The sequence below is a fragment of the Streptomyces caeni genome (genome assembly GCF_042678285.1).
GTDB classification, from domain to species: domain Bacteria; phylum Actinomycetota; class Actinomycetes; order Streptomycetales; family Streptomycetaceae; genus Streptomyces; species Streptomyces caeni.
In genome coordinates, this window is sequence record NZ_JBHUDX010000028.1 from 25,387 (window position 1) to 50,192 (window position 24,806).

The 24,806-nt window shown below is 69.6% G+C and carries 21 protein-coding genes and 1 tRNA gene; 11 read left to right on the top strand and 11 right to left on the bottom strand.

Features of this window, described 5'->3' with window-relative positions:
* Positions 1-21: 21 nt before the first annotated feature.
* Both ACFSL4_RS11745 and ACFSL4_RS11750 read right to left on the bottom strand, forming a co-directional pair.
* Entirely contained in the window at positions 22-1,062 is a 1,041-nt protein-coding gene (locus ACFSL4_RS11745; RefSeq protein ID WP_381081391.1) for an adenosine deaminase, read from the bottom strand.
* Between the two features lie 222 nt (positions 1,063-1,284).
* Positions 1,285-2,511 carry a pyridoxal phosphate-dependent aminotransferase gene (locus ACFSL4_RS11750; protein ID WP_381081393.1) on the bottom strand — a complete coding sequence of 409 codons (1,227 nt, stop codon included), beginning with the start codon at positions 2,509-2,511 and terminating at the stop codon, positions 1,285-1,287.
* 402 nt (positions 2,512-2,913) lie between these two features.
* Here ACFSL4_RS11750 and ACFSL4_RS11755 point away from each other — a divergent pair.
* From ACFSL4_RS11755 to ACFSL4_RS11805, 11 genes are all read left to right on the top strand, one after another.
* A tRNA-Trp gene (locus tag ACFSL4_RS11755) sits at positions 2,914-2,986 on the top strand.
* Positions 2,987-3,093: 107 nt separating this feature from the next.
* A complete protein-coding gene (gene secE, locus ACFSL4_RS11760) occupies positions 3,094-3,381 on the top strand; it encodes a preprotein translocase subunit SecE (RefSeq protein ID WP_381081395.1) in 288 nt (95 codons plus the stop codon).
* Positions 3,382-3,461: 80 nt separating this feature from the next.
* The gene (nusG, locus tag ACFSL4_RS11765) at positions 3,462-4,319 is read left to right on the top strand and encodes a transcription termination/antitermination protein NusG (RefSeq protein WP_381081397.1); all 858 of its coding nucleotides are present in this window, start codon (positions 3,462-3,464) and stop codon (positions 4,317-4,319) included.
* A gap of 173 nt (positions 4,320-4,492) precedes the next feature.
* On the top strand, positions 4,493-4,927 hold the full coding sequence (gene rplK / locus ACFSL4_RS11770) for a 50S ribosomal protein L11 (RefSeq protein ID WP_030345386.1): 435 nt from the start codon (positions 4,493-4,495) through the stop codon (positions 4,925-4,927).
* Positions 4,928-5,023: 96 nt separating this feature from the next.
* The gene (gene rplA / locus ACFSL4_RS11775) at positions 5,024-5,749 is read left to right on the top strand and encodes a 50S ribosomal protein L1 (protein WP_381081399.1); all 726 of its coding nucleotides are present in this window, start codon (positions 5,024-5,026) and stop codon (positions 5,747-5,749) included.
* A 174-nt stretch (positions 5,750-5,923) separates the two neighbouring features.
* On the top strand, positions 5,924-6,805 hold the full coding sequence (locus tag ACFSL4_RS11780) for an SCO4651 family lipoprotein (protein ID WP_381081401.1): 882 nt from the start codon (positions 5,924-5,926) through the stop codon (positions 6,803-6,805).
* A gap of 129 nt (positions 6,806-6,934) precedes the next feature.
* Complete coding sequence (locus ACFSL4_RS11785) at positions 6,935-7,792, top strand: SCO4651 family lipoprotein (protein WP_381081403.1); 858 nt, start codon at positions 6,935-6,937, stop codon at positions 7,790-7,792.
* 290 nt (positions 7,793-8,082) lie between these two features.
* Complete coding sequence (rplJ, locus tag ACFSL4_RS11790) at positions 8,083-8,613, top strand: 50S ribosomal protein L10 (protein WP_381081405.1); 531 nt, start codon at positions 8,083-8,085, stop codon at positions 8,611-8,613.
* A gap of 134 nt (positions 8,614-8,747) precedes the next feature.
* The gene (rplL, locus tag ACFSL4_RS11795; protein WP_381081407.1) at positions 8,748-9,134 is read left to right on the top strand and encodes a 50S ribosomal protein L7/L12; all 387 of its coding nucleotides are present in this window, start codon (positions 8,748-8,750) and stop codon (positions 9,132-9,134) included.
* 711 nt (positions 9,135-9,845) lie between these two features.
* Positions 9,846-13,334: a DNA-directed RNA polymerase subunit beta gene (gene rpoB, locus ACFSL4_RS11800; RefSeq protein WP_381081409.1), complete on the top strand. Its 3,489-nt coding sequence runs from the start codon at positions 9,846-9,848 to the stop codon at positions 13,332-13,334.
* Positions 13,335-13,430: 96 nt separating this feature from the next.
* Positions 13,431-17,330, top strand: coding sequence for a DNA-directed RNA polymerase subunit beta' (locus tag ACFSL4_RS11805; RefSeq protein ID WP_381081411.1), 3,900 nt, complete (start codon positions 13,431-13,433; stop codon positions 17,328-17,330).
* Positions 17,331-17,394: 64 nt separating this feature from the next.
* On the opposite strand, the gene ACFSL4_RS11810 is transcribed toward ACFSL4_RS11805, so the two are convergent.
* The 9 genes from ACFSL4_RS11810 to ACFSL4_RS11850 all read right to left on the bottom strand — a co-directional run bounded on the left by ACFSL4_RS11810 (position 17,395) and on the right by ACFSL4_RS11850 (position 24,751).
* Positions 17,395-17,661, bottom strand: a complete 267-nt coding sequence (locus ACFSL4_RS11810) for a hypothetical protein (RefSeq protein WP_381081413.1) — start codon at positions 17,659-17,661, stop codon at positions 17,395-17,397.
* Positions 17,658-17,933: a hypothetical protein gene (locus ACFSL4_RS11815; RefSeq protein WP_381081415.1), complete on the bottom strand. Its 276-nt coding sequence runs from the start codon at positions 17,931-17,933 to the stop codon at positions 17,658-17,660. Before ACFSL4_RS11815 ends, ACFSL4_RS11810 begins: the two co-directional genes overlap by 4 nt.
* Before the next feature lie 15 nt (positions 17,934-17,948).
* On the bottom strand, positions 17,949-18,854 hold the full coding sequence (locus ACFSL4_RS11820; protein WP_381081417.1) for a peptidoglycan-binding protein: 906 nt from the start codon (positions 18,852-18,854) through the stop codon (positions 17,949-17,951).
* Positions 18,855-18,962: 108 nt separating this feature from the next.
* Complete coding sequence (locus tag ACFSL4_RS11825) at positions 18,963-19,358, bottom strand: ATP-binding protein (protein WP_381081419.1); 396 nt, start codon at positions 19,356-19,358, stop codon at positions 18,963-18,965.
* Between the two features lie 56 nt (positions 19,359-19,414).
* Positions 19,415-20,131, bottom strand: a complete 717-nt coding sequence (locus tag ACFSL4_RS11830) for a hypothetical protein (protein ID WP_381081421.1) — start codon at positions 20,129-20,131, stop codon at positions 19,415-19,417.
* Complete coding sequence (locus tag ACFSL4_RS11835) at positions 20,131-21,234, bottom strand: hypothetical protein (RefSeq protein WP_381081423.1); 1,104 nt, start codon at positions 21,232-21,234, stop codon at positions 20,131-20,133. The genes ACFSL4_RS11830 and ACFSL4_RS11835 overlap by 1 nt, the downstream gene beginning before the upstream one ends.
* A 27-nt stretch (positions 21,235-21,261) precedes the next feature.
* Complete coding sequence (locus tag ACFSL4_RS11840) at positions 21,262-22,284, bottom strand: hypothetical protein (RefSeq protein WP_381081425.1); 1,023 nt, start codon at positions 22,282-22,284, stop codon at positions 21,262-21,264.
* A gap of 31 nt (positions 22,285-22,315) precedes the next feature.
* Entirely contained in the window at positions 22,316-23,509 is a 1,194-nt protein-coding gene (locus tag ACFSL4_RS11845) for a hypothetical protein (RefSeq protein ID WP_381081427.1), read from the bottom strand.
* A 24-nt stretch (positions 23,510-23,533) separates the two neighbouring features.
* Entirely contained in the window at positions 23,534-24,751 is a 1,218-nt protein-coding gene (locus ACFSL4_RS11850) for a hypothetical protein (RefSeq protein ID WP_381081429.1), read from the bottom strand.
* Between the last annotated feature and the right edge of the window lie 55 nt (positions 24,752-24,806).

A 24,806-nucleotide genomic window follows, 5' to 3' on the forward strand; every position in this document is an offset into this window, starting at 1 on the left:
TGTGCCGCCGGGGGCGGGGCTTCAGGCGGTCGGGCCGTCGAGCCAGTCGTCGACGCCCGCCAGCAGCTTCTCCTTCACGTCCTTCGGTGCCGCCGAGGCCCGCAGCGACTGTCGTGCCAGTTCAGCCAGTTCCGCGTCCGTGAAGTCGTGGTGGCGGCGGGCGATCTCGTACTGGGCCGTCAGCCGGGAGCCGAACAGCAGCGGGTCGTCGGCGCCCAGGGCCAGCGGCACGCCCGCCTCGAACAGCGTCCTGAGCGGAACGTCCTCCGGCTTCTCGTAGACGCCGAGTGCGACGTTGGACGCCGGGCACACCTCGCACGTCACGCCCCGTTCCGCGAGCCGCCCGAGCAGGCGGGGGTCCTCCGCCGCGCGCACCCCGTGGCCCACGCGGTCCGCGACCAGGTCGTCCAGGCAGTCGTGCACCGACGACGGCCCCGTCAGCTCGCCGCCGTGCGGTGCCGACAGCAACCCCCCGTCGCGCGCGATCGCGAACGCCCGGTCGAAGTCGCGGGCCATGCCCCGCCGCTCGTCGTTCGACAGCCCGAAGCCCACCACGCCGCGGTCCTGGTAGCGCACCGCCAGGCGCGCCAGCGTGCGCGCGTCCAGCGGGTGCCTCATGCGGTTGGCGGCGACCAGGACCCGGATCCCGAGGCCCGTCTCCCGCATCGCCGACTCCACCGCGTCCAGGATGATCTCCAGTGCCGGGATCAGACCGCCCAGGCGCGGCGCGTACGACGTCGGGTCCACCTGGATCTCCAGCCACCCCGAGCCGTCCCTGAGATCCTCCTGCGCGGCCTCCCGCACCAGTCGCTGGATGTCCTCCGGCTCCCTGAGGCACGAACGCGCCGCGTCGTACAACCGCTGGAAGCGGAACCAGCCCCGTTCGTCCGTCGCCCGCAGCTTCGGGGGCTCCCCGCTGACCAGCGCCTCGCTCAGTGCCTCGGGCAGCCGTACGCCGTACTTGTCGGCCAGCTCCAGCAGGGTGGTGGGCCGCATCGACCCGGTGAAGTGCAGGTGCAGATGGGCCTTCGGCAGCACCCGGACGTCTCGAACCGTCTCCATCAACTCTCCGTATGCGCTAGGCTCCGCTCCGTGCCGAGACGTGCCGGGCAGGGCTTGTCCGCCGCTGGGTGTCAGCCGAGCGGGAAGCCCGTGGGGGCGGAGTCACCCCAGGATCCTGCCGTAGAAATCCTGGACAGGCAGCGAGTTCACCGAACGGGCGCGTGCCCGAACGCACAAGCGGGCCCCCGGTCCCACCGGAGGCCCGCCTGTGCGCCGTACGTGTCAGTCCCGGGCTTCCGCCAGCAGCTTCTGGATCCGGCTCACGCCCTCGACCAGGTCCTCGTCACCCAGTGCGTACGACAGCCGCAGATACCCCGGCGTACCGAACGCCTCGCCCGGCACCACCGCGACCTCGGCCTCCTCCAGGATCAGCGCGGCCAGCTCCACCGTGTTCTGCGGGCGCTTGCCGCGGATCTCCTTGCCGATCAGCGCCTTCACCGACGGGTAGGCGTAGAACGCGCCCTCCGGCTCCGGGCAGACGACACCGTCGATCTCGTTCAGCATCCGCACGATCGTCCGGCGGCGGCGGTCGAACGCCTCGCGCATCTTCGCGACGGCCTCCAGGCCGCCGGAGACGGCCGCCAGCGCCGCCGCCTGGGAGACGTTGGCCACGTTCGACGTCGCGTGCGACTGCAGGTTCGTGGCCGCCTTCACCACGTCCTTCGGGCCGATGATCCACCCCACGCGCCAGCCGGTCATCGCGTACGTCTTCGCGACGCCGTTGACCACGATGCACTTGTCGCGCAGCTCCGGCACGATCGTGGGCAGCGAGGTGAAGGCGGCGTCGCCGTACACCAGGTGCTCGTAGATCTCGTCCGTCAGCACCCACAGGCCGTGCTCGACCGCCCAGCGGCCGATCGCCTCGGTCTCGGCCGCGCTGTAGACCGCGCCGGTCGGGTTCGAGGGGGAGACGAACAGGAGGACCTTGGTCTTTTCCGTGCGGGCCGCTTCCAGCTGCTCGACGGAGACGCGGTAGCCGGTCGTCTCGTCCGCGACGACCTCCACCGGGACACCGCCGGCCAGCCGGATCGACTCCGGATACGTCGTCCAGTACGGGGCCGGGACGATCACCTCGTCGCCCGGGTCGAGGATCGCGGCGAACGCCTCGTAGATGGCCTGCTTGCCGCCGTTGGTGACGACGACCTGGGAGGCGTCCACCTCGTAGCCGGAGTCACGCAGCGTCTTCGCGGCGATCGCGCTCTTCAGCTCGGGCAGACCACCGGCCGGCGTGTAGCGGTGGTACTTCGGGTTCTTGCATGCCTCGACGGCCGCTTCGACGATGTAGTCCGGCGTCGGGAAGTCGGGCTCACCGGCGCCGAAGCCGATCACCGGGCGCCCGGCGGCCTTGAGGGCCTTGGCCTTGGCGTCCACGGCGAGGGTGGCGGACTCGGAGATCGCGCCGATCCGGGCGGAGACCCGGCGCTCGGTGGGAGGGGTTGCAGCGCTCATGGGCCCATCGTTTCAGACCGGAAACCGCTCCGACACCCCGGTTTCCCCTGTGGGCCCGCCGGCCGGTGCCTCCCGGGCCGGTGCCACCGGGCGTGTCCGGTGCGGCATGCCGCCGGCGGTGGGCAGGAGTGCGGCGAGGCGTGGGTGGCCGGGCACATGTGTTCGGCCGTTCACGACCCAGAAGGCAGCGGGCCGGGCGGGACACGGTGGTCCCCCGGACATTCGTCCGGATCCGGGCGGCGGTCTGGCCGATCTTCCAGGGGCAAAGCCCTTACGGGCACTTTCTGTTCGACGCCCGGCCGTGGACCACGTACACTCTCACCTCGTTGGCCTCCAGCGGCCGTGACCGTGCCGGTGCACACCGAGCACCCGGTCGGATGCGGTACGTTGGGGTACACACAAAGGGTCGTAGCTCAATTGGTAGAGCACTGGTCTCCAAAACCAGCGGTTGGGGGTTCAAGTCCCTCCGGCCCTGCTACACACTCCCCACCAGGAAGTGTGCGCACAGTACGTACGTATTGCACCGCCGTGCGGCTCCACCGGGCGCGGCACGGCCACGACCCGGGAATCAGGTGAGGACGAGTGACGGACGCCGTGGGCTCCATCGACATGCCTGATGCCCAGGACGAGGTGCAGGAGTCGAAGAAGAAGTCCCGCAAGGGTGGCAAGCGGGCCAAGAAGGGTCCGCTGAAGCGCCTTGCCCTCTTCTACCGCCAGATCATCGCGGAGCTCCGCAAGGTCGTCTGGCCGACGCGTAACCAGCTGACCTCCTACACCACCGTGGTGATCTTCTTCGTTGCGATCATGATCGCCCTGGTGACCTTGATTGACTATGGGCTCAACCACGCCGCCAAGTACGTCTTCGGCTGAGCCGAGAGCGAAGGACGCCGAGGTGCCCGGCGTCCCTTTCGCGTGTTCCACCCCTATGTATCCAGGAAGAAGCAGCCACCGTGTCTGACCCGAACCTGAACGACGCCATGGAGCCTCGCGGGGAGGCCGCCGAGTCCGTGGACGACGAGCTGGACATCGTCGAGGGCGCGGACGAGGTCGACGAGGCCGAGGCTGCCGAAGCCGCCGCGGGTGAGCCGGCCGAGGAGGCCGCCATGCACACCGTGGACGAGGACGCGGCCGCCGAGTCCGAGGAAGAGGCCGACGAAGAGGCCGACGAAGCCGACGAAGAGGGGCCCGTGCTCGATCCGGTCGAGAAGCTCCGCGAGGAGCTGCGCGCCCTGCCCGGCGAGTGGTACGTGATCCACACCTACGCCGGCTACGAGAAGCGAGTGAAGGCCAACCTGGAGCAGCGTGCCGTCACGCTGAACGTCGAGGACTACATCTACCAGGCCGAGGTCCCCGAGGAAGAGATCGTCCAGATCAAGAACGGCGAGCGGAAGACCGTCAAGCAGAACAAGCTGCCCGGTTACGTCCTCGTCCGTATGGACCTGACGAACGAGTCCTGGGGCGTCGTCCGCAACACCCCCGGCGTCACGGGCTTCGTGGGCAACGCCTACGACCCCTACCCGCTGTCCCTGGACGAGGTCGTCAAGATGCTCGCCCCGGAGGCCGAGGAGAAGGCCGCCCGTGAGGCCGCCGAGGCCGAGGGCAAGCCCGCGCCGCAGCGCAAGGTCGAGGTCCAGGTGCTGGACTTCGAGGTCGGCGACTCGGTCACCGTCACCGACGGTCCGTTCGCCACGCTGCAGGCGACCATCAACGAGATCAACGCCGACTCCAAGAAGGTCAAGGGCCTCGTGGAGATCTTCGGCCGCGAGACGCCGGTCGAGCTGAGCTTCGACCAGATCCAGAAGAACTGATCACCTTCTGGCGCGAAAGCCTCCGGGTCAGGTCAGACGGGCTGTCACAGCTCGTCTGACCTGCCCGGTTTTTGGCCGCACAGGGATTCCCGTTAGGGTTGTGCGGTTGCCTTCGGGCACTTCCACGCCCTCGGGCACCAGGAAAACGAAACGGAAACGGGAGAGGACCCGGAATGCCTCCCAAGAAGAAGAAGGTCACGGGGCTCATCAAGCTCCAGATCCAGGCCGGCGCCGCCAACCCGGCCCCGCCGGTCGGCCCGGCGCTGGGTCAGCACGGCGTCAACATCATGGAGTTCTGCAAGGCCTACAACGCCGCGACCGAGTCGCAGCGCGGCTGGGTCATCCCGGTGGAGATCACGGTCTATGAGGACCGCTCCTTCACCTTCATCACCAAGACGCCGCCGGCCGCGAAGATGATCCTCAAGGCCGCCGGCATCGAGAAGGGCTCCGGCGAGCCGCACAAGACCAAGGTCGCCAAGATCACCGAGGCGCAGGTCCGTGAGATCGCCCAGACCAAGATGCCCGACCTCAACGCCAACGACCTGGACGCGGCCGCGAAGATCATCGCCGGTACCGCCCGTTCCATGGGCGTCACGGTCGAGGGCTGAACCCCGCCTTCGTAGAACCATGCGGCCGTCACGGCCGCACGTGGCAGGGCCTGCTCGGCCCGTACCACGACTCCTTCAGAACACACAGGAGCAGTTGTGAGCAAGCGCAGCAAGGCTCTCCGCGCTGCGGACGCCAAGGTCGACCGGGAGAAGCTCTACGCCCCGCTCGAGGCCGTCCGTCTCGCCAAGGAGACCTCCACGACCAAGTTCGACGGCACCGTCGAGGTCGCCTTCCGTCTGGGCGTCGACCCGCGCAAGGCCGACCAGATGGTCCGTGGCACCGTGAACCTCCCGCACGGCACCGGTAAGACCGCCCGGGTCCTGGTCTTCGCGACCGGTGACCGTGCCGAGGCCGCTCGTGCCGCGGGCGCCGACATCGTCGGCGCCGACGAACTGATCGACGAGGTGTCGAAGGGCCGCCTGGACTTCGACGCCGTCGTCGCCACCCCGGACCTCATGGGCAAGGTCGGCCGCCTCGGCCGCGTGCTCGGTCCCCGTGGTCTGATGCCGAACCCGAAGACCGGCACCGTGACCCCGGACGTGGTCAAGGCCGTCAACGACATCAAGGGCGGCAAGATCGAGTTCCGCGTCGACAAGCACTCGAACCTGCACTTCATCATCGGCAAGACGTCCTTCGACGACACGAAGCTGGTGGAGAACTACGGTGCGGCGCTGGAGGAGATCCTCCGTCTGAAGCCGTCCGCCGCCAAGGGCCGCTACATCAAGAAGGCCGCCATCACCACCACGATGGGTCCCGGCATCCCGGTCGACCCGAACCGCACCCGCAACCTCCTCGTCGAGGAGGACCCGGCCGCCGTCTGACACCGACGGCAGCCGCGGGCACGCGCAGCCGACGACGGGCCCCGCACCTTCCGAGGTGCGGGGCCCGTCGGTGTTCCCCGGGACGGACGCGCACGCCGTTCCGGGGGAGGGTGCGTGCCGTTTCCCCCGCGTCGGAGTTAGCGTGAAGATCACCGAGCGCACGAGGGGGAACGGATGAGGGACAGGGTCGTGAGGCGGGGGATCCTGCCTGTCGCGGCGGTCGTCGCGCTGTGCACGGTGGCGGCGTGCACCTCCTCCGGCGACACCGACTCCGGCAAGGGCCAGGCGCAGCCCTCCGGCGGCCGTGCCGGCCGTGCCGACGCCCGGTCGGCGGCCGCCCTGCACGCTGTCGAGAAGGCCACCACCGGGGCGGGCTCGGCGCGGATCGAGTCCTCGACGGCCATGGGCGGGTTGCTCTCCCTGACGACGGACGGCACGCTCGGCTGGGCCGACGGCTCGCTCGGCACCCTCCGCATCACCTGCACCGGCGGCCGCCTCGCCGAGACCATGCACCAGCTGAACAGCACGTCCATGGAGGCCAGGCTGCTGCCCGACGCCTACTACGCGAAGGTCGGCGACGCGTTCGCCCGCCGGCTGCACGGCAGGCACTGGATCAGGTACGCCTACGACGACCTGGCGGCCCTCCCCGGCGGCTCGGGCGCGCAGCTGAAGGACCAGTTGCGCAGCACCGCCCCGCTCCAGCCGGTCAGGCTGCTGCTCGCCTCCGGGGACGTGCGCCGGGTCGGGGAGGAGACGGTGCGCGGCCGGCGCACCACGCACTACTCGGGCACGGTCGTCCCCGCGGCCCTGACCGGTCGGTACGCCACCGCCCTCAGGGAGCAGCTGCAGCAGGCCGGGGTCACCACGGAGACCGTCGACCTGTGGGTCGACGACCACGACCTGCTGGTCAAGAAGGTGGAGCGGGGCGAGCTGGCGAGCGGGCGGATGTTTTCGACGGCGTACTACCGCGACTACGGGGTGAAGGTCTCGGCGAACCGGCCGCCGGCGGAGGACACCGCCGACTTCACGGAGCTGATGGGCACCCGGAGCCCGTAGGGCGGCGCGGGCCCCGTGGCCCGGCGGCGGCGCCCAGCTACCCCAGGGAAATCGCGGGCCCCGCACGCCCCGGACGGGGTACGCTCGCGGCCTTGCTGTGAATCGTCCATGTGTTCCTTGGGGGGAATCATGAAGAGTGCCGTGCGTGGCGCGGTGGAGCGGGGAGCGGCGGGCGCGGTGCTCACGGCCCTGCTCCTGGGCGGGGGAACGGTCGCCTGTTCGAAGGGTGCCGCGCGGGAGCCGCGGATGACGCCCGCCGCGGCCGTGGCCGTGGCCGCGAAGAACGCGGACGCCGTCACGTCCGTTCACTACCGGATGAAGGGCACGGTCCCGGGCGCGGGCCGGGTCGGCGGCGAGGCCGTGATGAGCGTGAAGCCGCTCGCCATGAGCATGAAGATGACGGCCGAGGACCAGGCCGTCGACGGTCCGGTCGAGATCCGCCTCGTCGGCAAGGCGATGTACGTCGGCGGAGGCGCCCGGATGGCCAAGGAGATGGACGGCAAGAGCTGGGTCAAGTTCGACATGTCCGCCCTGGGCGCGGACAAGCAGCTGAACGGCGACCAGCTCGGTGCCGGCCGGGCCGACCAGAACCCGGCCCAGGAGTCCACCTTCCTCACCGCCTCCAAGAACGTGAAGAAGCTCGGCACCGAGACCGTCGACGGCGTGCGGACGACGCACTACGAGGGCACGCTCACCCTCGCCGACCTGCGCGCCTCCCTCAAGGGCAAGGACAGGGCGACCCGTGAGCGGCGGGAGAAGAGCATCGACCAGTACGAGAAGATGGGCGCCGACACGATCACGATGGACATGTGGATGGACGGCGCCAGCCACACCAAGCAGTTCCGGATGCGCAGCGACACCCCTGAGGGCCGGCTCGACATGACCATCACCTTCCTCGACTTCAACAAGCCGGTGACGGTCACCGCCCCGCCCGCCGAGGACACGGTCGACCTCGGCGACATGATGAAGGACGCCGCACAGGGCTGAGTGCCCGGGAACGGATTTGCCTGACGGCGATCCGTTCCCGTACTCTCCAACAGAAGCCAAAGACCGCTGGTCGTTGCCGTGCGCTCGTTCGAGGGCGCGGTGGCCGAAGGATCCGCTGAACTGCGGACGACCCGCGCAGGTGACAGTGGAAGAGCTCCCGGAGTGCGTGCGTCCCTCGTGCGTGCGACCGGTCGAGTCCGCCCCGTGCGCCTGCGCCGGGGCGTTTCGTCTTTCCCAGTCCTCCTTCGGGTCCGCGCGGTCCGAATCACCCGGAAGGAGGCCGAGGCTCTATGGCGAGGCCCGACAAGGCTGCCGCGGTTGCCGAACTGACGGACAAGTTCCGCAGCTCCAGCGCCGCCGTGCTGACCGAGTACCGCGGTCTCACCGTGGCGCAGCTGAAGAACCTGCGCCGGTCGCTCGGTGAGAACGCCCAGTACGCCGTGGTGAAGAACACGCTGACCAAGATTGCGGCCAACGAGGCCGGGATCACGACGCTGGACGACCTGTTCAACGGTCCGACGGCGGTCGCCTTCGTCACCGGTGACCCGGTGGAGTCGGCGAAGGGTCTGCGCGACTTCGCCAAGGACAACCCGAATCTCGTCATCAAGGGCGGTGTCCTTGACGGCAAGGCGCTGTCCGCCGACGAGATCAAGAAGCTTGCGGACCTCGAGTCCCGCGAGGTTCTGCTCGCCAAGCTGGCGGGCGCCATGAAGGGCAAGCAGTCCCAGGCTGCCGCGCTCTTCCAGGCGCTCCCGTCGAAGCTCGTCCGCACCGTGGACGCGCTGCGCGCCAAGCAGGCCGAGCAGGGCGGTGCCGAGTAACTCGGCTCGCACATTGACCGCCGCCTGACGCGGCGGTCGCCGCGGGCCGTACGTCTACGCAGTAATGCCGCCAGGCACACGCCCGCCGACATGTACACACGGCACCAGCCGAATGAGTGGAAGGATCGCCCGTCATGGCGAAGCTCAGCCAGGAAGACCTGCTCGCGCAGTTCGAGGAAATGACCCTCATCGAGCTCTCCGAGTTCGTGAAGGCGTTCGAGACGAAGTTCGACGTCACCGCCGCCGCCCCGGTCGCCATGGCCGCCGCCGGTGTCCCGGGTGCCCCGGCCGCCGAGGCCGAGGAGGAGAAGGACGAGTTCGACGTCATCCTCACCGGCGCCGGCGACAAGAAGATCCAGGTCATCAAGGTCGTGCGCGAGCTGACCTCCCTCGGCCTGAAGGAGGCCAAGGACCTGGTGGACGGCGCCCCGAAGCCGGTCCTGGAGAAGGTCAACAAGGAGGCCGCGGAGAAGGCCGCCGAGTCCCTCAAGGGCGCCGGCGCCTCCGTCGAGGTCAAGTAAGACCTCCGCGGGGTCCGCAGCGGACTCACGGGTCCGACGTGACCCACGGGGCCGTACGGGGCGGCACGCCCCGTACGGCCCCTTCGTGAGCGCCGCCCACAGTTCACCCGGACGCCGGATGGGGACCCCATGGGTTTCCGGACGCGGCTCACCCGTAGGGCTGTAACGCGAACGCGGCGAAGAGCGATCATCCATCCGGGTGGTCGCTCTTCGGCGTTCCGGGGGGTCGGACGGCGGCTGCCTTGCGCCTGTCGCCGCGGGGAGTATGGTGATCTTCGTCGTGCCTCCGAGGGCCCCGGTGACAGGTTGCAAGTGACGATGGCAGCACCCGGTTCGGGCAAGGGGGGCCTTGACGAACTGCACGCAGCGCGCAATTCTCAGGACGCGTCGTCACAACGATCCGGATCCGAGGCATGGATCGGCGACGAAGAGGGCAGTATCGATGTGCATCGAGGGCGTGGCTTGCCGCAGGTGTTGAGGGACAACGAAGGACTCCGTCGTGAGCCTGCAAACCCGCACTGGACATCAGTGTGCCAAGTGGCTACACTGACCCTTTGCGCTGCCTGTTAGCTGCCTCCTGCCCGTCACCAGGAGACACGCCCCTCACTTGAGCATCGACGATGAAGAGTCTCCGACCTGGGACTTCCATCTCTGTGCCCGGTGGGGGCCGGTACGCGCGTAGTGAGTCCGAGCCCTCGGAAGGACCCCCTCTTGGCCGCCTCGCGCACTGCCTCGACCGCGAATACGAACAACGGCGCCAGCACCGCCCCGCTGCGCATCTCCTTTGCAAAGATCAAGGAGCCCCTCGAGGTTCCGAACCTTCTCGCGCTGCAAACCGAGAGCTTCGACTGGCTGCTCGGCAACGACGCGTGGAAGGCTCGCGTCGAGGAGGCTCTGGAGTCAGGTCAGGACGTCCCCACCAAGTCCGGTCTTGAGGAGATCTTCGAGGAGATCTCCCCGATCGAGGACTTCTCCGGGTCGATGTCGCTGACGTTCCGCGACCACCGCTTCGAGCCGCCGAAGAACTCGATCGACGAGTGCAAGGAGCGCGACTTCACCTACGCCGCGCCCCTCTTCGTCACGGCCGAGTTCACCAACAACGAGACCGGCGAGATCAAGTCCCAGACGGTCTTCATGGGCGACTTCCCGCTCATGACGAACAAGGGCACCTTCGTCATCAACGGCACCGAGCGTGTCGTGGTGTCCCAGCTGGTCCGTTCCCCCGGTGTCTACTTCGACTCCACCATCGACAAGACGTCCGACAAGGACATCTTCTCCGCCAAGATCATCCCGTCCCGCGGTGCCTGGCTGGAGATGGAGATCGACAAGCGCGACATGGTCGGTGTGCGCATCGACCGCAAGCGCAAGCAGTCCGTCACCGTGCTGCTGAAGGCGCTCGGCTGGACGACCGAGCAGATCCTCGAGGAGTTCGGCGACTACGAGTCCATGCGCGCCACCCTGGAGAAGGACCACACCCAGGGCCAGGACGACGCGCTGCTCGACATCTACCGCAAGCTGCGCCCGGGCGAGCCCCCCACGCGCGAGGCCGCGCAGACGCTGCTGGAGAACCTCTACTTCAACCCGAAGCGCTACGACCTGGCGAAGGTCGGCCGCTACAAGGTCAACAAGAAGCTGGGTACGGACACCCCGCTGGACGCGGGCATCCTGACCGTCGAGGACATCATCGCGACGATCAAGTACCTGGTGAAGCTGCACGCGGGCGAGACCGAGACGGTCGCTGACAACGGCGAGACGGTCGTCGTCGAGACCGACGACATCGACCACTTCGGTAACCGCCGCCTGCGCAGCGTCGGCGAGCTCATCCAGAACCAGGTCCGCACGGGTCTGGCCCGTATGGAGCGCGTCGTGCGCGAGCGCATGACCACCCAGGACGTCGAGGCGATCACGCCGCAGACCCTGATCAACATCCGGCCGGTCGTCGCCTCCATCAAGGAGTTCTTCGGCACCAGCCAGCTGTCCCAGTTCATGGACCAGAACAACCCGCTGTCCGGACTGACGCACAAGCGGCGCCTGTCCGCGCTCGGCCCGGGTGGTCTGTCCCGTGAGCGGGCCGGCTTCGAGGTCCGTGACGTGCACCCCTCGCACTACGGCCGCATGTGCCCGATCGAGACGCCCGAAGGCCCGAACATCGGTCTGATCGGCTCGCTCGCCACCTACGGCCGCGTGAACGCGTTCGGTTTCGTCGAGACCCCGTACCGCAAGGTCGACGAGAACGGTGTCGTCACCGAAGAGGTCCACTACCTCACGGCCGACGAGGAGGACCGGTTCGTCATCGCCCAGGCCAACGCGCCGCTGACCGAGGACCTCCGGTTCGCCGAGGCCCGCGTCCTGGTGCGCCGCCGTGGCGGCGAGGTCGACTACGTCGCCCCCGAGGACGTGGACTACATGGACGTCTCGCCGCGCCAGATGGTGTCGGTCGCGACCGCCATGATCCCGTTCCTGGAGCACGACGACGCCAACCGTGCCCTCATGGGCGCGAACATGATGCGCCAGGCCGTTCCGCTGATCCAGTCGGAGGCCCCGCTCGTCGGCACCGGCATGGAGTACCGCTCCGCCGTCGACGCCGGCGACGTCGTCAAGGCCGAGAAGGCCGGTGTGGTCCAGGAGGTCTCCGCGGACTACATCACCACCGCCAACGACGACGGCACGTACATCACGTACCGCCTGGCCAAGTTCGCCCGCTCCAACCAGGGCACCTCGGTCAACCAGAAGGTCGTCGTCAACGAGGGCGACCGGATCGTCGAGGGCCAGGTCCTCGCCGACGGTCCGGCCACCCAGAACGGCGAGATGGCGCTCGGCAAGAACCTGCTCGTGGCGTTCATGCCGTGGGAGGGCCACAACTACGAGGACGCGATCATCCTGTCGCAGCGCCTCGTGCAGGACGACGTCCTCTCCTCGATCCACATCGAGGAGCACGAGGTCGACGCCCGTGACACCAAGCTCGGCCCCGAGGAGATCACCCGGGACATCCCGAACGTCTCCGAGGAGGTCCTCGCCGACCTCGACGAGCGCGGCATCATCCGCATCGGTGCCGAGGTCATCGCCGGTGACATCCTCGTCGGCAAGGTCACCCCGAAGGGTGAGACCGAGCTGACCCCCGAGGAGCGTCTGCTGCGCGCGATCTTCGGTGAGAAGGCCCGTGAGGTCCGTGACACCTCGCTGAAGGTGCCGCACGGCGAGACCGGCAAGGTCATCGGCGTGCGCGTCTTCGACCGCGAGGAGGGCGACGAGCTGCCGCCGGGCGTGAACCAGCTGGTCCGCGTCTACGTGGCCCAGAAGCGCAAGATCACCGACGGTGACAAGCTCGCCGGCCGCCACGGCAACAAGGGCGTCATCTCGAAGATCCTGCCGATCGAGGACATGCCGTTCCTGGAGGACGGCACCCCGGTCGACATCATCCTCAACCCGCTGGGTGTGCCGTCCCGGATGAACCCGGGACAGGTCCTGGAGATCCACCTCGGCTGGCTCGCCAGCCAGGGCTGGGACGTCTCAGGGCTCGCCGACGAGTGGGCGCAGCGCCTGCAGGCCATCAGCGCCGACCAGGTGGAGCCGCGCACCAACGTGGCGACGCCGGTCTTCGACGGTGCCCGCGAGGACGAGCTGGCCGGTCTGCTGGAGCACACCATCCCGAACCGCGACGGCGACCGCATGGTGCTCCCGTCCGGCAAGGCCCGGCTGTTCGACGGCCGTAGCGGTGAGCCGTTCCCGGAGCCGATCTCGGTCGGCTACATGTACATCCTGAAGCTGCACCACCTGGTCGACGACAAGCTGCACGCCCGCTCGACCGGCCCGTACTCGATGATCACCCAGCAGCCGCTCGGTGGTAAGGCCCAGTTCGGTGGCCAGCGGTTCGGCGAGATGGAGGTGTGGGCGCTCGAGGCGTACGGCGCCGCCTACGCCCTCCAGGAGCTGCTGACCATCAAGTCCGACGACGTCACCGGCCGCGTGAAGGTCTACGAGGCCATCGTCAAGGGCGAGAACATCCCCGAACCCGGCATCCCCGAGTCCTTCAAGGTGCTCATCAAGGAGATGCAGTCCCTGTGCCTGAATGTGGAGGTGCTGTCCAGCGACGGTATGTCCATCGAGATGCGTGACACCGACGAGGACGTCTTCCGCGCTGCGGAGGAGCTCGGCATCGACCTGTCCCGGCGCGAGCCGAGCAGCGTCGAAGAGGTCTGACGGGAGTCCGGCGGGCCTTGCACCAGCAGGGCCCGCCGACCCCCAGGCCCCCGTATCAGACCAAAGACTCACAACCCTGAGAGGGATTGACGCATAGTGCTCGACGTCAACTTCTTCGACGAGCTCCGGATCGGCCTGGCCACCGCTGACGACATCCGCCAGTGGAGCCACGGCGAGGTCAAGAAGCCCGAGACCATCAACTACCGCACCCTCAAGCCCGAGAAGGACGGCCTCTTCTGCGAGAAGATCTTCGGCCCCACCCGGGACTGGGAGTGCTACTGCGGCAAGTACAAGCGCGTCCGCTTCAAGGGCATCATCTGCGAGCGCTGTGGCGTCGAGGTCACGCGCGCGAAGGTGCGCCGTGAGCGGATGGGCCACATCGAGCTGGCCGCCCCCGTCACGCACATCTGGTACTTCAAGGGCGTTCCGTCGAGGCTGGGCTACCTGCTCGACCTCGCCCCGAAGGACCTGGAGAAGGTGATCTACTTCGCGGCGTACATGATCACGTACGTCGACGAGGAGCGCCGCACGCGTGACCTGCCCTCCCTGGAGGCGCACGTCTCCGTGGAGCGGCAGCAGGTCGAGAACCGTCGCGACGCCGACCTGGAGGCCCGCGCCAAGAAGCTCGAGGCCGACCTGGCCGAGCTGGAGGCCGAGGGCGCCAAGGCCGATGTGCGCCGCAAGGTGCGCGAGGGCGCCGAGCGTGAGATGAAGCAGCTGCGTGACCGCGCACAGCGCGAGATCGACCGCCTCGACGAGGTGTGGACCCGGTTCAAGAACCTCAAGGTCCAGGACCTCGAGGGCGACGAGCTGCTGTACCGCGAGCTGCGTGACCGCTTCGGCACGTACTTCGACGGCTCGATGGGTGCCGCGGCGCTGCAGAAGCGCCTGGAGTCCTTCGACCTGGAGGAGGAGGCCGAGCGGCTCCGCGAGATCATCCGCACCGGCAAGGGCCAGAAGAAGACCCGTGCCCTCAAGCGGCTGAAGGTCGTCTCCGCGTTCCTGCAGACCTCCAACAGCCCCAAGGGCATGGTCCTGGACTGCGTCCCGGTCATCCCGCCGGACCTGCGTCCGATGGTGCAGCTGGACGGTGGCCGCTTCGCGACCTCCGACCTGAACGACCTGTACCGCCGTGTCATCAACCGCAACAACCGTCTGAAGAGGCTCCTGGACCTCGGTGCCCCGGAGATCATCGTCAACAACGAGAAGCGCATGCTTCAGGAGGCCGTTGACGCCCTCTTCGACAACGGCCGGCGCGGCCGCCCGGTCACGGGCCCCGGCAACCGTCCGCTGAAGTCCCTCAGCGACATGCTGAAGGGCAAGCAGGGCCGCTTCCGCCAGAACCTGCTCGGCAAGCGTGTCGACTACTCGGCGCGTTCCGTGATCGTCGTCGGTCCGCAGCTGAAGCTGCACCAGTGCGGTCTGCCGAAGGCGATGGCGCTGGAGCTGTTCAAGCCGTTCGTGATGAAGCGCCTGGTCGACCTGAACCACGCGCAGAACATCAAGTCGGCCAAGCGCATGGTCGAGCGCGGCCGCACCGTCGTGTACGACGTCCTCGAAGAGGTCATCGCCGAGCACCCGGTGCTGCTGAACCGTGCGCCCACCCTGCACCGCCTGGGCATCCAGGCCTTCGAGCCGCAGCTGGTCGAGGGCAAGGCCATCCAGATCCACCCGCTCGTGTGCACCGCGTTCAACGCGGACTTCGACGGCGACCAGATGGCCGTGCACCTGCCGCTGTCCGCGGAGGCGCAGGCCGAGGCCCGCATCCTGATGCTGTCCTCGAACAACATCCTCAAGCCGGCCGACGGCCGTCCGGTCACGATGCCGACCCAGGACATGGTCCTCGGTCTGTTCTTCCTGACCACGGACGGCGAGATGCGGAACGTGAAGGGCGAGGACCGCTCCTTCGCGTCCGTGGCCGAGGCGATCATGGCGTTCGACGCCGGCGAGCTCTCCCTGCAGTCGCGCGTGGACATCCGCTTCCCGGTGGGCACCATCCCGCCGCGCGGCTGGACCCCGCCGGCCCGGGAGGAGGGCGAGCCCGAGTGGCAGCAGGGTGACAGCTTCCGGCTGCGCACCACGCTGGGCCGTGCGCTCTTCAACGAGCTGCTGCCCGAGGACTACCCGTTCGTCGACTACGAGGTCGGCAAGAAGCAGCTCTCCGAGATCGTCAACGACCTCGCCGAGCGCTACCCGAAGGTCATCGTGGCGGCGACGCTCGACAACCTGAAGGCGGCCGGCTTCTACTGGGCCACCCGTTCCGGCGTCACGGTCGCCATCTCCGACGTTGTCGTCCCCGAGGCGAAGAAGGAGATCGTCCGCGGCTACGAGGCGCAGGACGAGAAGGTCCAGAAGCAGTACGAGCGCGGTCTGATCACCAAGGACGAGCGCACCCAGGAGCTCATCGCCATCTGGACCAAGGCGACCAACGAGGTCGCCGAGGCGATGAACGACAACTTCCCGAAGACGAACCCGATCTTCATGATGGTGAACTCGGGCGCGCGAGGGAACATGATGCAGATGCGCCAGATCGCGGGCATGCGCGGTCTGGTGTCCAACGCGAAGAACGAGACGATCCCGCGTCCGATCAAGGCGTCGTTCCGTGAGGGTCTGTCCGTGCTGGAGTACTTCATCTCCACGCACGGTGCCCGTAAGGGTCTGGCGGACACCGCTCTGCGTACCGCCGACTCGGGTTACCTCACCCGCCGTCTGGTCGACGTCTCCCAGGACGTCATCATTCGCGAGGAGGACTGCGGCACCGACCGCGGCCTCAAGCTGCTCATCGCGGACCGCGGCGCCGACGGCGTGCTGCGCAAGGCGGAGAACGTCGAGACGTCCGTGTACGCGCGCTGCCTCGCCGAGGACATCGTGGTCGACGGCAGGGTGCTGGCCCCGGCCGGCACCGACCTGGGCGACGTGCTCATCGACGAGCTGATCCTCCAGGGCGTCGGGGAGGTCAAGACCCGCTCGGTCCTGACCTGCGAGTCCGCGGTCGGCACCTGCGCCATGTGCTACGGCCGTTCGCTGGCCACCGGCAAGCTGGTCGACATCGGCGAGGCGGTCGGCATCATCGCCGCCCAGTCCATCGGTGAGCCCGGCACCCAGCTGACGATGCGTACCTTCCACACCGGTGGTGTGGCCGGTGACGACATCACCCAGGGTCTGCCGCGTGTCGTCGAGCTCTTCGAGGCCCGTACCCCGAAGGGTGTCGCCCCGATCTCCGAGGCCTCCGGCCGTGTCCGGATCGAGGAGACCGAGAAGACCAAGAAGATCGTCGTCACGCCGGACGACGGCAGCGACGAGAGCGCGTACCCGATCTCGAAGCGCGCCCGGCTCCTGGTCAGCGAGGGCGAGCACGTCGCGGTGGGCCAGAAGCTCACCGTGGGTGCCACCAACCCGCACGACGTGCTGCGCATCCTGGGCCAGCGTGCCGTCCAGGTCCACCTGGTCGGCGAGGTCCAGAAGGTGTACAACTCGCAGGGCGTGTCGATCCACGACAAGCACATCGAGATCATCATCCGGCAGATGCTGCGCCGTGTGACGATCATCGAGTCCGGCGACGCCGAGCTGCTGCCCGGCGAGCTGGTCGAGCGCACGAAGTTCGAGCAGGAGAACCGCCGTGTGGTCCAGGAGGGCGGTCACCCGGCCTCCGGCCGTCCGCAGCTGATGGGTATCACCAAGGCCTCGCTGGCGACCGAGTCGTGGCTGTCGGCGGCGTCCTTCCAGGAGACGACCAGGGTCCTCACGGACGCGGCGATCAACGCCAAGTCCGACTCCCTGATCGGCCTCAAGGAGAACGTCATCATCGGTAAGCTCATCCCGGCCGGTACGGGCCTGTCCCGCTACCGCAACATCCGGGTCGAGCCGACCGAGGAGGCCAAGGCCGCGATGTACTCGGCCGTCGGCTACGACGACATCGACTACTCGCCGTTCGGCACGGGCTCCGGCCAGGCCGTGCCGCTGGAGGACTACGACTACGGTCCGTACAACCAGTAAGCGAGCAGCCTGAGCCCAAGGGCGGTCACCCCCTGCCATGTGGGGTGGCCGCCCTTCGGCGTGTTCACCGAGCGGTCAGCTCCCAGGCCGCGACGACCGCCGTCGCCACGGTGGCCAGCACGCCGATGCTGGCGAGCGGCCAGCGGGAGCGTTCCAGCGCGTCCAGCCGCTGTTCGTGGTCGGCGAGCTGCTTGTCGGTCTGGTCGCTGCGCTGCACCAGCAGGGCGAGCGACCCGTCGACCCGGGCGAAGCCGGCTTCGACGGTGCCGCGCAACCGCTCCAGTTCGACGGCGACGGCGGCCGGATCGGACAGGGACGAGGGTTCGTTCACGCGTCCCTCCGTCCGGCGGTCGCGTCCGCGAGGGACAGCAGTGCGGCGTCGTCGTTCGGCGGGGCGTCCGTGCGCAGCCACGAGGGCAGCAGTGCCTGGACACCGGGCAGCGCCATGACCCTGGTCACGGCGCCGGCGGCGGCCAGGGCCCCGGCGACCCAGGGAAGGGTCTTCGGGACCCCGGCGGTCTCCGCGATCGTCGGCAGCAGCACACACAGGCCGACAGCGGTTTGCAGCACGGTGCGGAGGGTCCGCTTGGCGGCCTCTGACATGGGAGACCTCGTTTCTCAGGAGCTGTGGGGGACCTTCAGCGCGTTCCAGGACGTGGGCCCCGGCCAGCCGTCGGCGGCGGAGCCGCGGAAGCCGAGTCTGCGCTGCCAGGCGGCGTACGACTCACGGTCGGCCTCGGTCCAGTGGGGGCCCGGGCCGACCCGGTAGCGGCCGCAGCCCTCGGCCACCAGGCGTCGGCCCATCGCGGTGACGATCGGCGACCGGGGGCCCGCCTTGAAGAACGAGGCCCCGGGGAACGGCTGGTAGCGCGGGGTGCTCGGCGGCGGGGGGACGGGCCGGCCGGCGCCGGTGGAGAGCCGCGCCTGTACCCGGCGGCGCATGCCGGTCATGGAGAAGCCGCGCGGGTCGCTCTTCCAGTCGGACCACTCCAGGTGCCCGATGACGGACTTGGCGCCCCAGCCGTGCGCCCGGCACAGCGCGGCCGCGACCCGCTCGATGGCGTCGAGCTGCTCGGCCGGCCAGGGATCGTGGCCGTCTCCGAGGTTCACGCACTCGAAGCCGTAGAAGCGGGCGTTGCCGTCGACGGCGCCGGCGCTGCCCTCGTGCTGGTGCGGGGCCGGCGGCCGGTCCCCGTACGTCTCGGTGATCACTGCCTGGAGGACCGACGGATCGCCGCCGCCGGCGTGGTTGGCGCGGCCGTTGCCGACGAGGTGGACCGTGCCGTCCTTGGCGATCACGCCGTGGCACAGCGGGCCGGGCAGCTCCGCGTGGCCGCTGTAGCAGAGGGAGACGGACGCGGTGGTGCCGGAGGAGACGGTGTGGTGGATGATCACGCCGTTCACGGGGCCCCAGGGACCCTTGAGGTTGCGGTTGTGCGTGCGCCAGCCGTCGTGCTCGACGACGGCGACGCCTTCGGCGCGCAGGGCGGATACGAGGGCGTCGGCGGACAGGGGGTTGGCCATGGGCGGATGCCTCCCGGGAGAGGGTGCGGGCATGAGAAAGCCCCGGCCGGTGGGGTCGGCTCGGGGCTGTGCGGGTGGCGCGAGGACGGTGCGCGGACCGTGCGCGGGTCAGACGGTGGTGCCGGTTCCGGTGCCCGGACCGCCGCCGGCCGGCCATGCGGCGCACAGGGCGGCGTACGCCGATGTGTTGGCCTCGAAGTCGGCCAGCGCGGCGGCGACCGCCTGCTGGACGGCCGTCTGGTCGGGGACGACCGGGTCCGCGCCGACGGGCATGACCGTGACGCGGCCGGTGCCGCGCAGGACGGCGCCGTTGTCGCCGGTCTCCGTGAACTGGGCGGTGACGGTGACGGGCGAGTAGGTTCCGGTGATCGAGTCCGGCGCGATGATGCTGCTGAGGCTGGTGTCGGAGACGTTGACGTAGACCGTGTGGCCGGCCTCGGTGAGGGTGGCGCGGCCCGCGTAGTCGACGGCGATGCCCCAGGGCTGGGTGGTGTCGATGTTCATGGATGGCTGCCTTTCTTCAGGTCTGACGGCCGTACATCAGGTCTGACGGCCGTACATCAGGTCTGACGGCCGTACATGAGGACCGGGACGGCGTAGACGGTGCCGGAGGTGCTGGTGACCTGGGCCTGGATCTCGACCTTGAGCAGCGTGCGGTACACCGAGGCGAAGTCGGTGGCGACCAGGTCGCTGTAGTCGAAGTCCGCGGGGGCGGTGACGGTGCTGCCCCACTGGGCGCCGTTGACGAGCACCCGGACGGAGCCGGTCGCGCCGGAGCTGGCCCTGGTGTTCAGCAGCAGCCGCATCTTCGGCTGCCAGACGACGTTGTACGACATCGCGATCGTCGTCCACGAGGTCGAGCTGGTCTGCGGCCAGCGCGTGTAGCCGGTGTCCTGCGGCGGCAGCATGGCCAGCCAGGGCCGGGCGAGTCCGCCGGTGGTGATGTCGTCGGAGATGATCTCCCGGTTGGCGGAGTCGTAGATGCGCAGCGGCTGCAGCGACGTGCTGAGGCCGTCGCCGTTGTACAGGCTCATCGCGAGGCTGCCGGACTGGCGGTGGATCTCCATGCCGTACTCGCCGCCGCTCCAGCCGCCGACCCGGAACATCGGCGTACCGGACGGCGTCCGCACCAGCAGCGAGCCGCCGTCGGTGATCTCCACCGTGCCGCCGGAGATCTGGTTCAGCGCCGGCCGGTTGTTGACCGCGGTGGACAACTGCTGGATGCGGCGTTCCATCTGGGTCAGCCGGTCGATGATGTCTTCGGGCAGCTGGGGCATCAGATCTCCTCCAGGTAGAGCTCGGCGGTGTCGGGACGGCCGCGCTGCGCCGGGCTGACCTTGACGCCGACGATCCGGTAGCGCATGTCCAGGCCCTCGGTCCACCACTCGTCGGTGACCCGGATCCGCACGGTCCGGCCGAGCAGCGCCGACGGCACCAGGTCGTCGAGGCGCACGGTGACCGCGGGGATCACCACCGCGCCGGCGGCCTGGGCGAGTTCGGCGGTGGCCAGCGACTTCAGGACCTCCCTGCTGGTGGTCTCGTTGTGGTCGGAGGACAGGTCGATGCGCGGATAGCCGGCTGCGATCAGGGCGCTCGCCTCGTCCGCGTCGGCGTACACCGGACGGGATTCCGCGGCCTGGTTGGAGTTGTCGGTCCCACCGCGCGCCCGGGCCGTGGTGCCGCCGCGGGTGGCGTCGCGCGGGAAGGAGTACGACAGGATCGTGCCCGGCCGGTCCAGCACCAGGTCGGTCGTTCCGACGCGGATCTGCGGGCTGCCGAGCTGCAGCCGGCGGATGCGTACGCCGCTGACCGGATCGCGGTAGACGGCGATGCGGTGTTCGAATCCGTTGTCCAGGGCGGCGAGCGCGTCGAGCGCCTCCAGGTAGACGGTTTCGTCGCCGTTGCGGTAGGAGACCGTGCGGTTCTGCGCGGAGGTCTCGTTCCCGGCGGTGACGCCGATGTCGCCGCCGGGCAGCGAGGTCTGCAGGTGGTCCCACAGGCTCCGGGCGATCGCCAGCTGGTCGGTGTCCGTGTAGGCGAGGTCGGCGCGGATCCGGCGGCGGTTCGCATAGGACTCGAACGTGGCCGCCTGGATGCCGAGGGTGAGCACCCCGTGATCGTTGCTCTGCAGGGTGGCCGTCCAGATGATGCCGCCCCACCACAGGTCGCCCCCGCGTTCGAGGTAGACGGAGGTGCGGCCCTCCTCGATGCGGCGGACGCGGGCCGCCGTCTTCGCGTCGGGCACGGGAACGGTGCCGGCCAGGGAGCCGGCCTTGCCGATGTAGTCGTCGACGGTGACGTCCCGCAGCGGCAGGATGTCGATGGTGCGGTCGGTGCGCAGATCGCAGAAGATCGCGCGATAGGGCGTGTTCGTGGTCATGGGGCGGTCAGCTCCTCCGTTCGGTCGTCACAGCACGAAGCAGGCGGAGATCCGCACGTTGTTGCCGGTATGGATGACGCCGCTGGTCGTCCAGGCGATCAGCTGGACCGAGCCGTCGGCGACGATGCGGGCGGCTCCGGTGCCGTATCCGTCGGAGGCGGCCGCGGTGGTCTCGCCGGCCGGACGCCACCCCGCCGGCAGGGTGGCCATCAGCTGGTCGGCCACGTTGCCCGGGTTGGTGGTACCGGCGGCGGTGGCGGTGAGGTCGGCGCCGGTGCGGATGAGCGCCAGGGTGAAGGAGCACACACCGCCGGTGCGGCGGGCGCTGTACCACGCCACCGACCAGTCGGTGGCCGCGGTGACCCCGGTGGTGGTGGTCTCCACCGCGACCGGGGGCTGGTAGTCGGCCCAGGCGGTGCCGTTCCAGCGCTGCAGCACCCCGCTCGCGTCGCGGTACTGGCCCGGGTAGGCGCCGCCGGTGGTGTCGGTGACGACGGGCAGGATGCCGCCGGCCGCGACGGTGGCGGTGCGCAGGCCGGTGAGCGCCGTGCTCCAGTCGATGCCGCCGCTGCCCGCGCCCGCGCCGGCCGGTACGGAGACCTTGTGCAGCGGGAGGGACTGACCGGGGGCGGGGGGCGCGGTGGGCGTCGCCGTCGGGGATCCCTGGATGATCTCGACGACGGCCTCGGTGCGGCCCGATCCGTCGTAGGCGTGGTCGTAGACGCGCAGGACGACGAGGTCGATGCGGCCGTACTGGGCGTCGCCGTCGGCGAAGGTGAGGGACAGGTCCTCGGCCAGTGCGACGGGGTAGGCCCCCTGGGCGTCGGTCCCCTGGACGAGGGCCCGGCCGGGGCCGACCGTCGCGGTCATGCTGCCGGCCGTGCCGGTCAGGGTGAAGCCCGAGAGGCGGTGCTGGCCGTCGTAGGAGCCCGGCAGGACGCCGGAGCGGGTGGCGACCGGGGAGGTGGGGGTGAGGGCACCGAGGGCGACGAGCCGGGTGTCCTCGCGTGTCTGGCCATCGGGGGAGAGCCAGCCGGAGCGTACGGGCATGGTCGGGCTCCTTTCGGGACGGGGGAGGCTGTCAGCCGGCCGGGTCGACGCGCATGAAGATGTTGTCGAACCAGCAGGTCACGGTGGAGTCGTTGGTGCGGTGCAGGGCGGTCATCGTGCAGGTGGCGCCGGGAGTCAGCCCGTTCAGCCGCCACATGGTGGAGACCGAACCGGCCACGGGACCGCCGTACACGGCGGAGTACTCGTCGTTGACCGGGTTGAAGAACACGGTGCCGTCCTGCGTGATCTGCGGGGCCATGTACGCGGCGGCGGTGGTGCTGCCACTGGTCCACATGCGGGCGCCGAAGTGGAGCAGCACCGCGCCGGTGGGCGGGGCGGTGAAGGTGAGGGTCAGCGAGGTGACGGCGGTGGCCGACAGCGTGGCCGTGTAGGCCGTCGACGTGGTGGACCCGGCGTCCAGGGACGAGGCGAACACGGGCGTCACCACGGCCGTCGTCCATGCCGAGCCGTTCCAGCGCTGCAGGACGCCGTTCGAGGCGTCACGGTACTGGCCGGTGTACCCGCCGGAGGTCAGGGCGCCGGCCGGGGCGATGCCGCCGATTCCCTTCGGGTACGGGATCCAGGCCGTGCCGTCCCAGCGCTGGAGGGTGTTGACGATGTCGCGGTAGTGGCCGGGGTAGCCGCCGGCGGCGTTGTCGTCGGAGCGGGTCGGCAGGATGCCGCCGATGGCGACGGTGGTGGGCCGCAGGTCGGTGGGCGCGGTGTCCCAGTTGATGCCACCGGTGCCCGCGCTGGTGCCGGCGGCGACGGTGACGGTGAACAGGACGAGGGAGACGTCGGGGGCGGGGGGCGCGGACGGGGTGGCGGCGGGAGTGCCCTCGACGATCTCGACGACGGCCTCGGTGCGGCCCGATCCGTCGTAGGCGTGGTCGTAGACGCGCAGGACGACGAGGTCGACCCGGTCGTACTGGGCGTCGCCGTCGGCGAAGGTGAGCGAGGCCGGCTCGGTCAGGGCGATCGGGTAGGCGCCGCGGGCGTCCGCCGCCTGGATGACGGCCCGGCCGGGGCTCACCGTCGCGGTCATGCCGCCGGCCGTGCCGCCCAGCCACAGACCCGTGACCCGGTAGATTCCGTCGGCGGAGCCGGGCAGGACACCGGACCGGCCCCTGAGGTCGGTGACCGGGGTGAGGGCGCCGATCTGGGTCACCCGGGTGTCCTCACGGGTCTGGCCGCTCGGGGAGAGCCAGGCGGAACGTGCGTTCATGTTCGGTTCCTCTCGGTCGGCCGGTCAGGAGGCGGATTCGTAGGTGCCGTAGATCGACAGCACGTCGCCGGTGTCCCAGGCGAAGGGGAAGCTCTTGTCCCAGATGGCGGCGCCGATCTGCTGGGTGTCGCGCAGGGAACGGACGACGCCGCCGTTGTTCGTCGACAGCAGCCCGCAGCCGCTGTACATGTGGGCCACGGAGCTGTCGAAACCGAGCACGTCGAGCACGCGGCCGTCCAGCTTCCAGCCCGTCGACACCGGCGGGACCGGCAGCGAGAACGTCCAGTTGGCGTTGGCGTCCTGGGCGGACAGGTTGGTCGTCGAGCCGATCTTCAGGTAGAGCCGGACGTGCACGAGCGTGCCGAGCTTGGCGTAGGACCCCGCCAGTGTGCCGTTGCCGATGCTGGGGGCGGTGCCGTTCTCGGCGCCCCACACCGGTGTGTAGTCGGTCCAGGCCGGCACCGGCTGGTAGGACACCCACGCGGAGCCGTTCCAGCGCTGCAGCACCCCGGAGGAGCTGTCGCGGTACTGCCCGGTGTAGCTGGCAGTGGTGACCGTGCCCGCCGGGGCGATCCCGCCCAGCGCGCTCGGGTACGCCACCCAGGCCGAGCCGTCCCAGCGCTGCAGGGCGCCGCCGGAGTCGCGGTACTGGCCCGGGTAGGCACCGTTGCCGGTGTCGCCGTACGCCGGGAGGATGCCGCCGGCCGCGACGGTGGGCGTGCGAAGGTCGGTGGCGTCGCCGTTCCAGTTGACACCGCCGTTGCCGGCGCTGGCCCCGGCCCGGACGGTGACCTGGTAGATCGGCATGGCGATGCCGGGGAGCGGCGGCACCTCAGGGGTGGGGGCCGGGGTGCCCTGGACGATTTCCAGGGTGGCCTTGGTGAAGCCGGAGCTGTCGTACACGTTGTCGTAGATCCGCAGGACGACGAGGTCGATGCGGTCGTACGTGGCGTCGCCGTCGGCGAAGGTGATCGTGGTCTGCTCGGGCAGCGTGACCGGGTAGGCGCCCTGGTTGGCTGCGGCCTGGACGACGGCCCGGCCCTCGTGCACGGTGGCGGTCATGGTGCCCGAGCCGCCGTCCATCCAGAAGCCCGAGACGCGGTACCGGCCGTCGTAGGAGCCGGGCAGGATGCCGGAGCGGACCTCCAGCGGGTTGGTCGGTGTGGTCGCACCCGTCTGGGTCAGGCGGGTGTCCTCGCGGGTTTGACCGGTCTCGGCCGCCCATGAGCTGCGCAGGTTCATCTGAGGTCTCCTGTGATCTCCGGAAGGGAACGGGGGAGTGCGGGGAGGCGAGGGG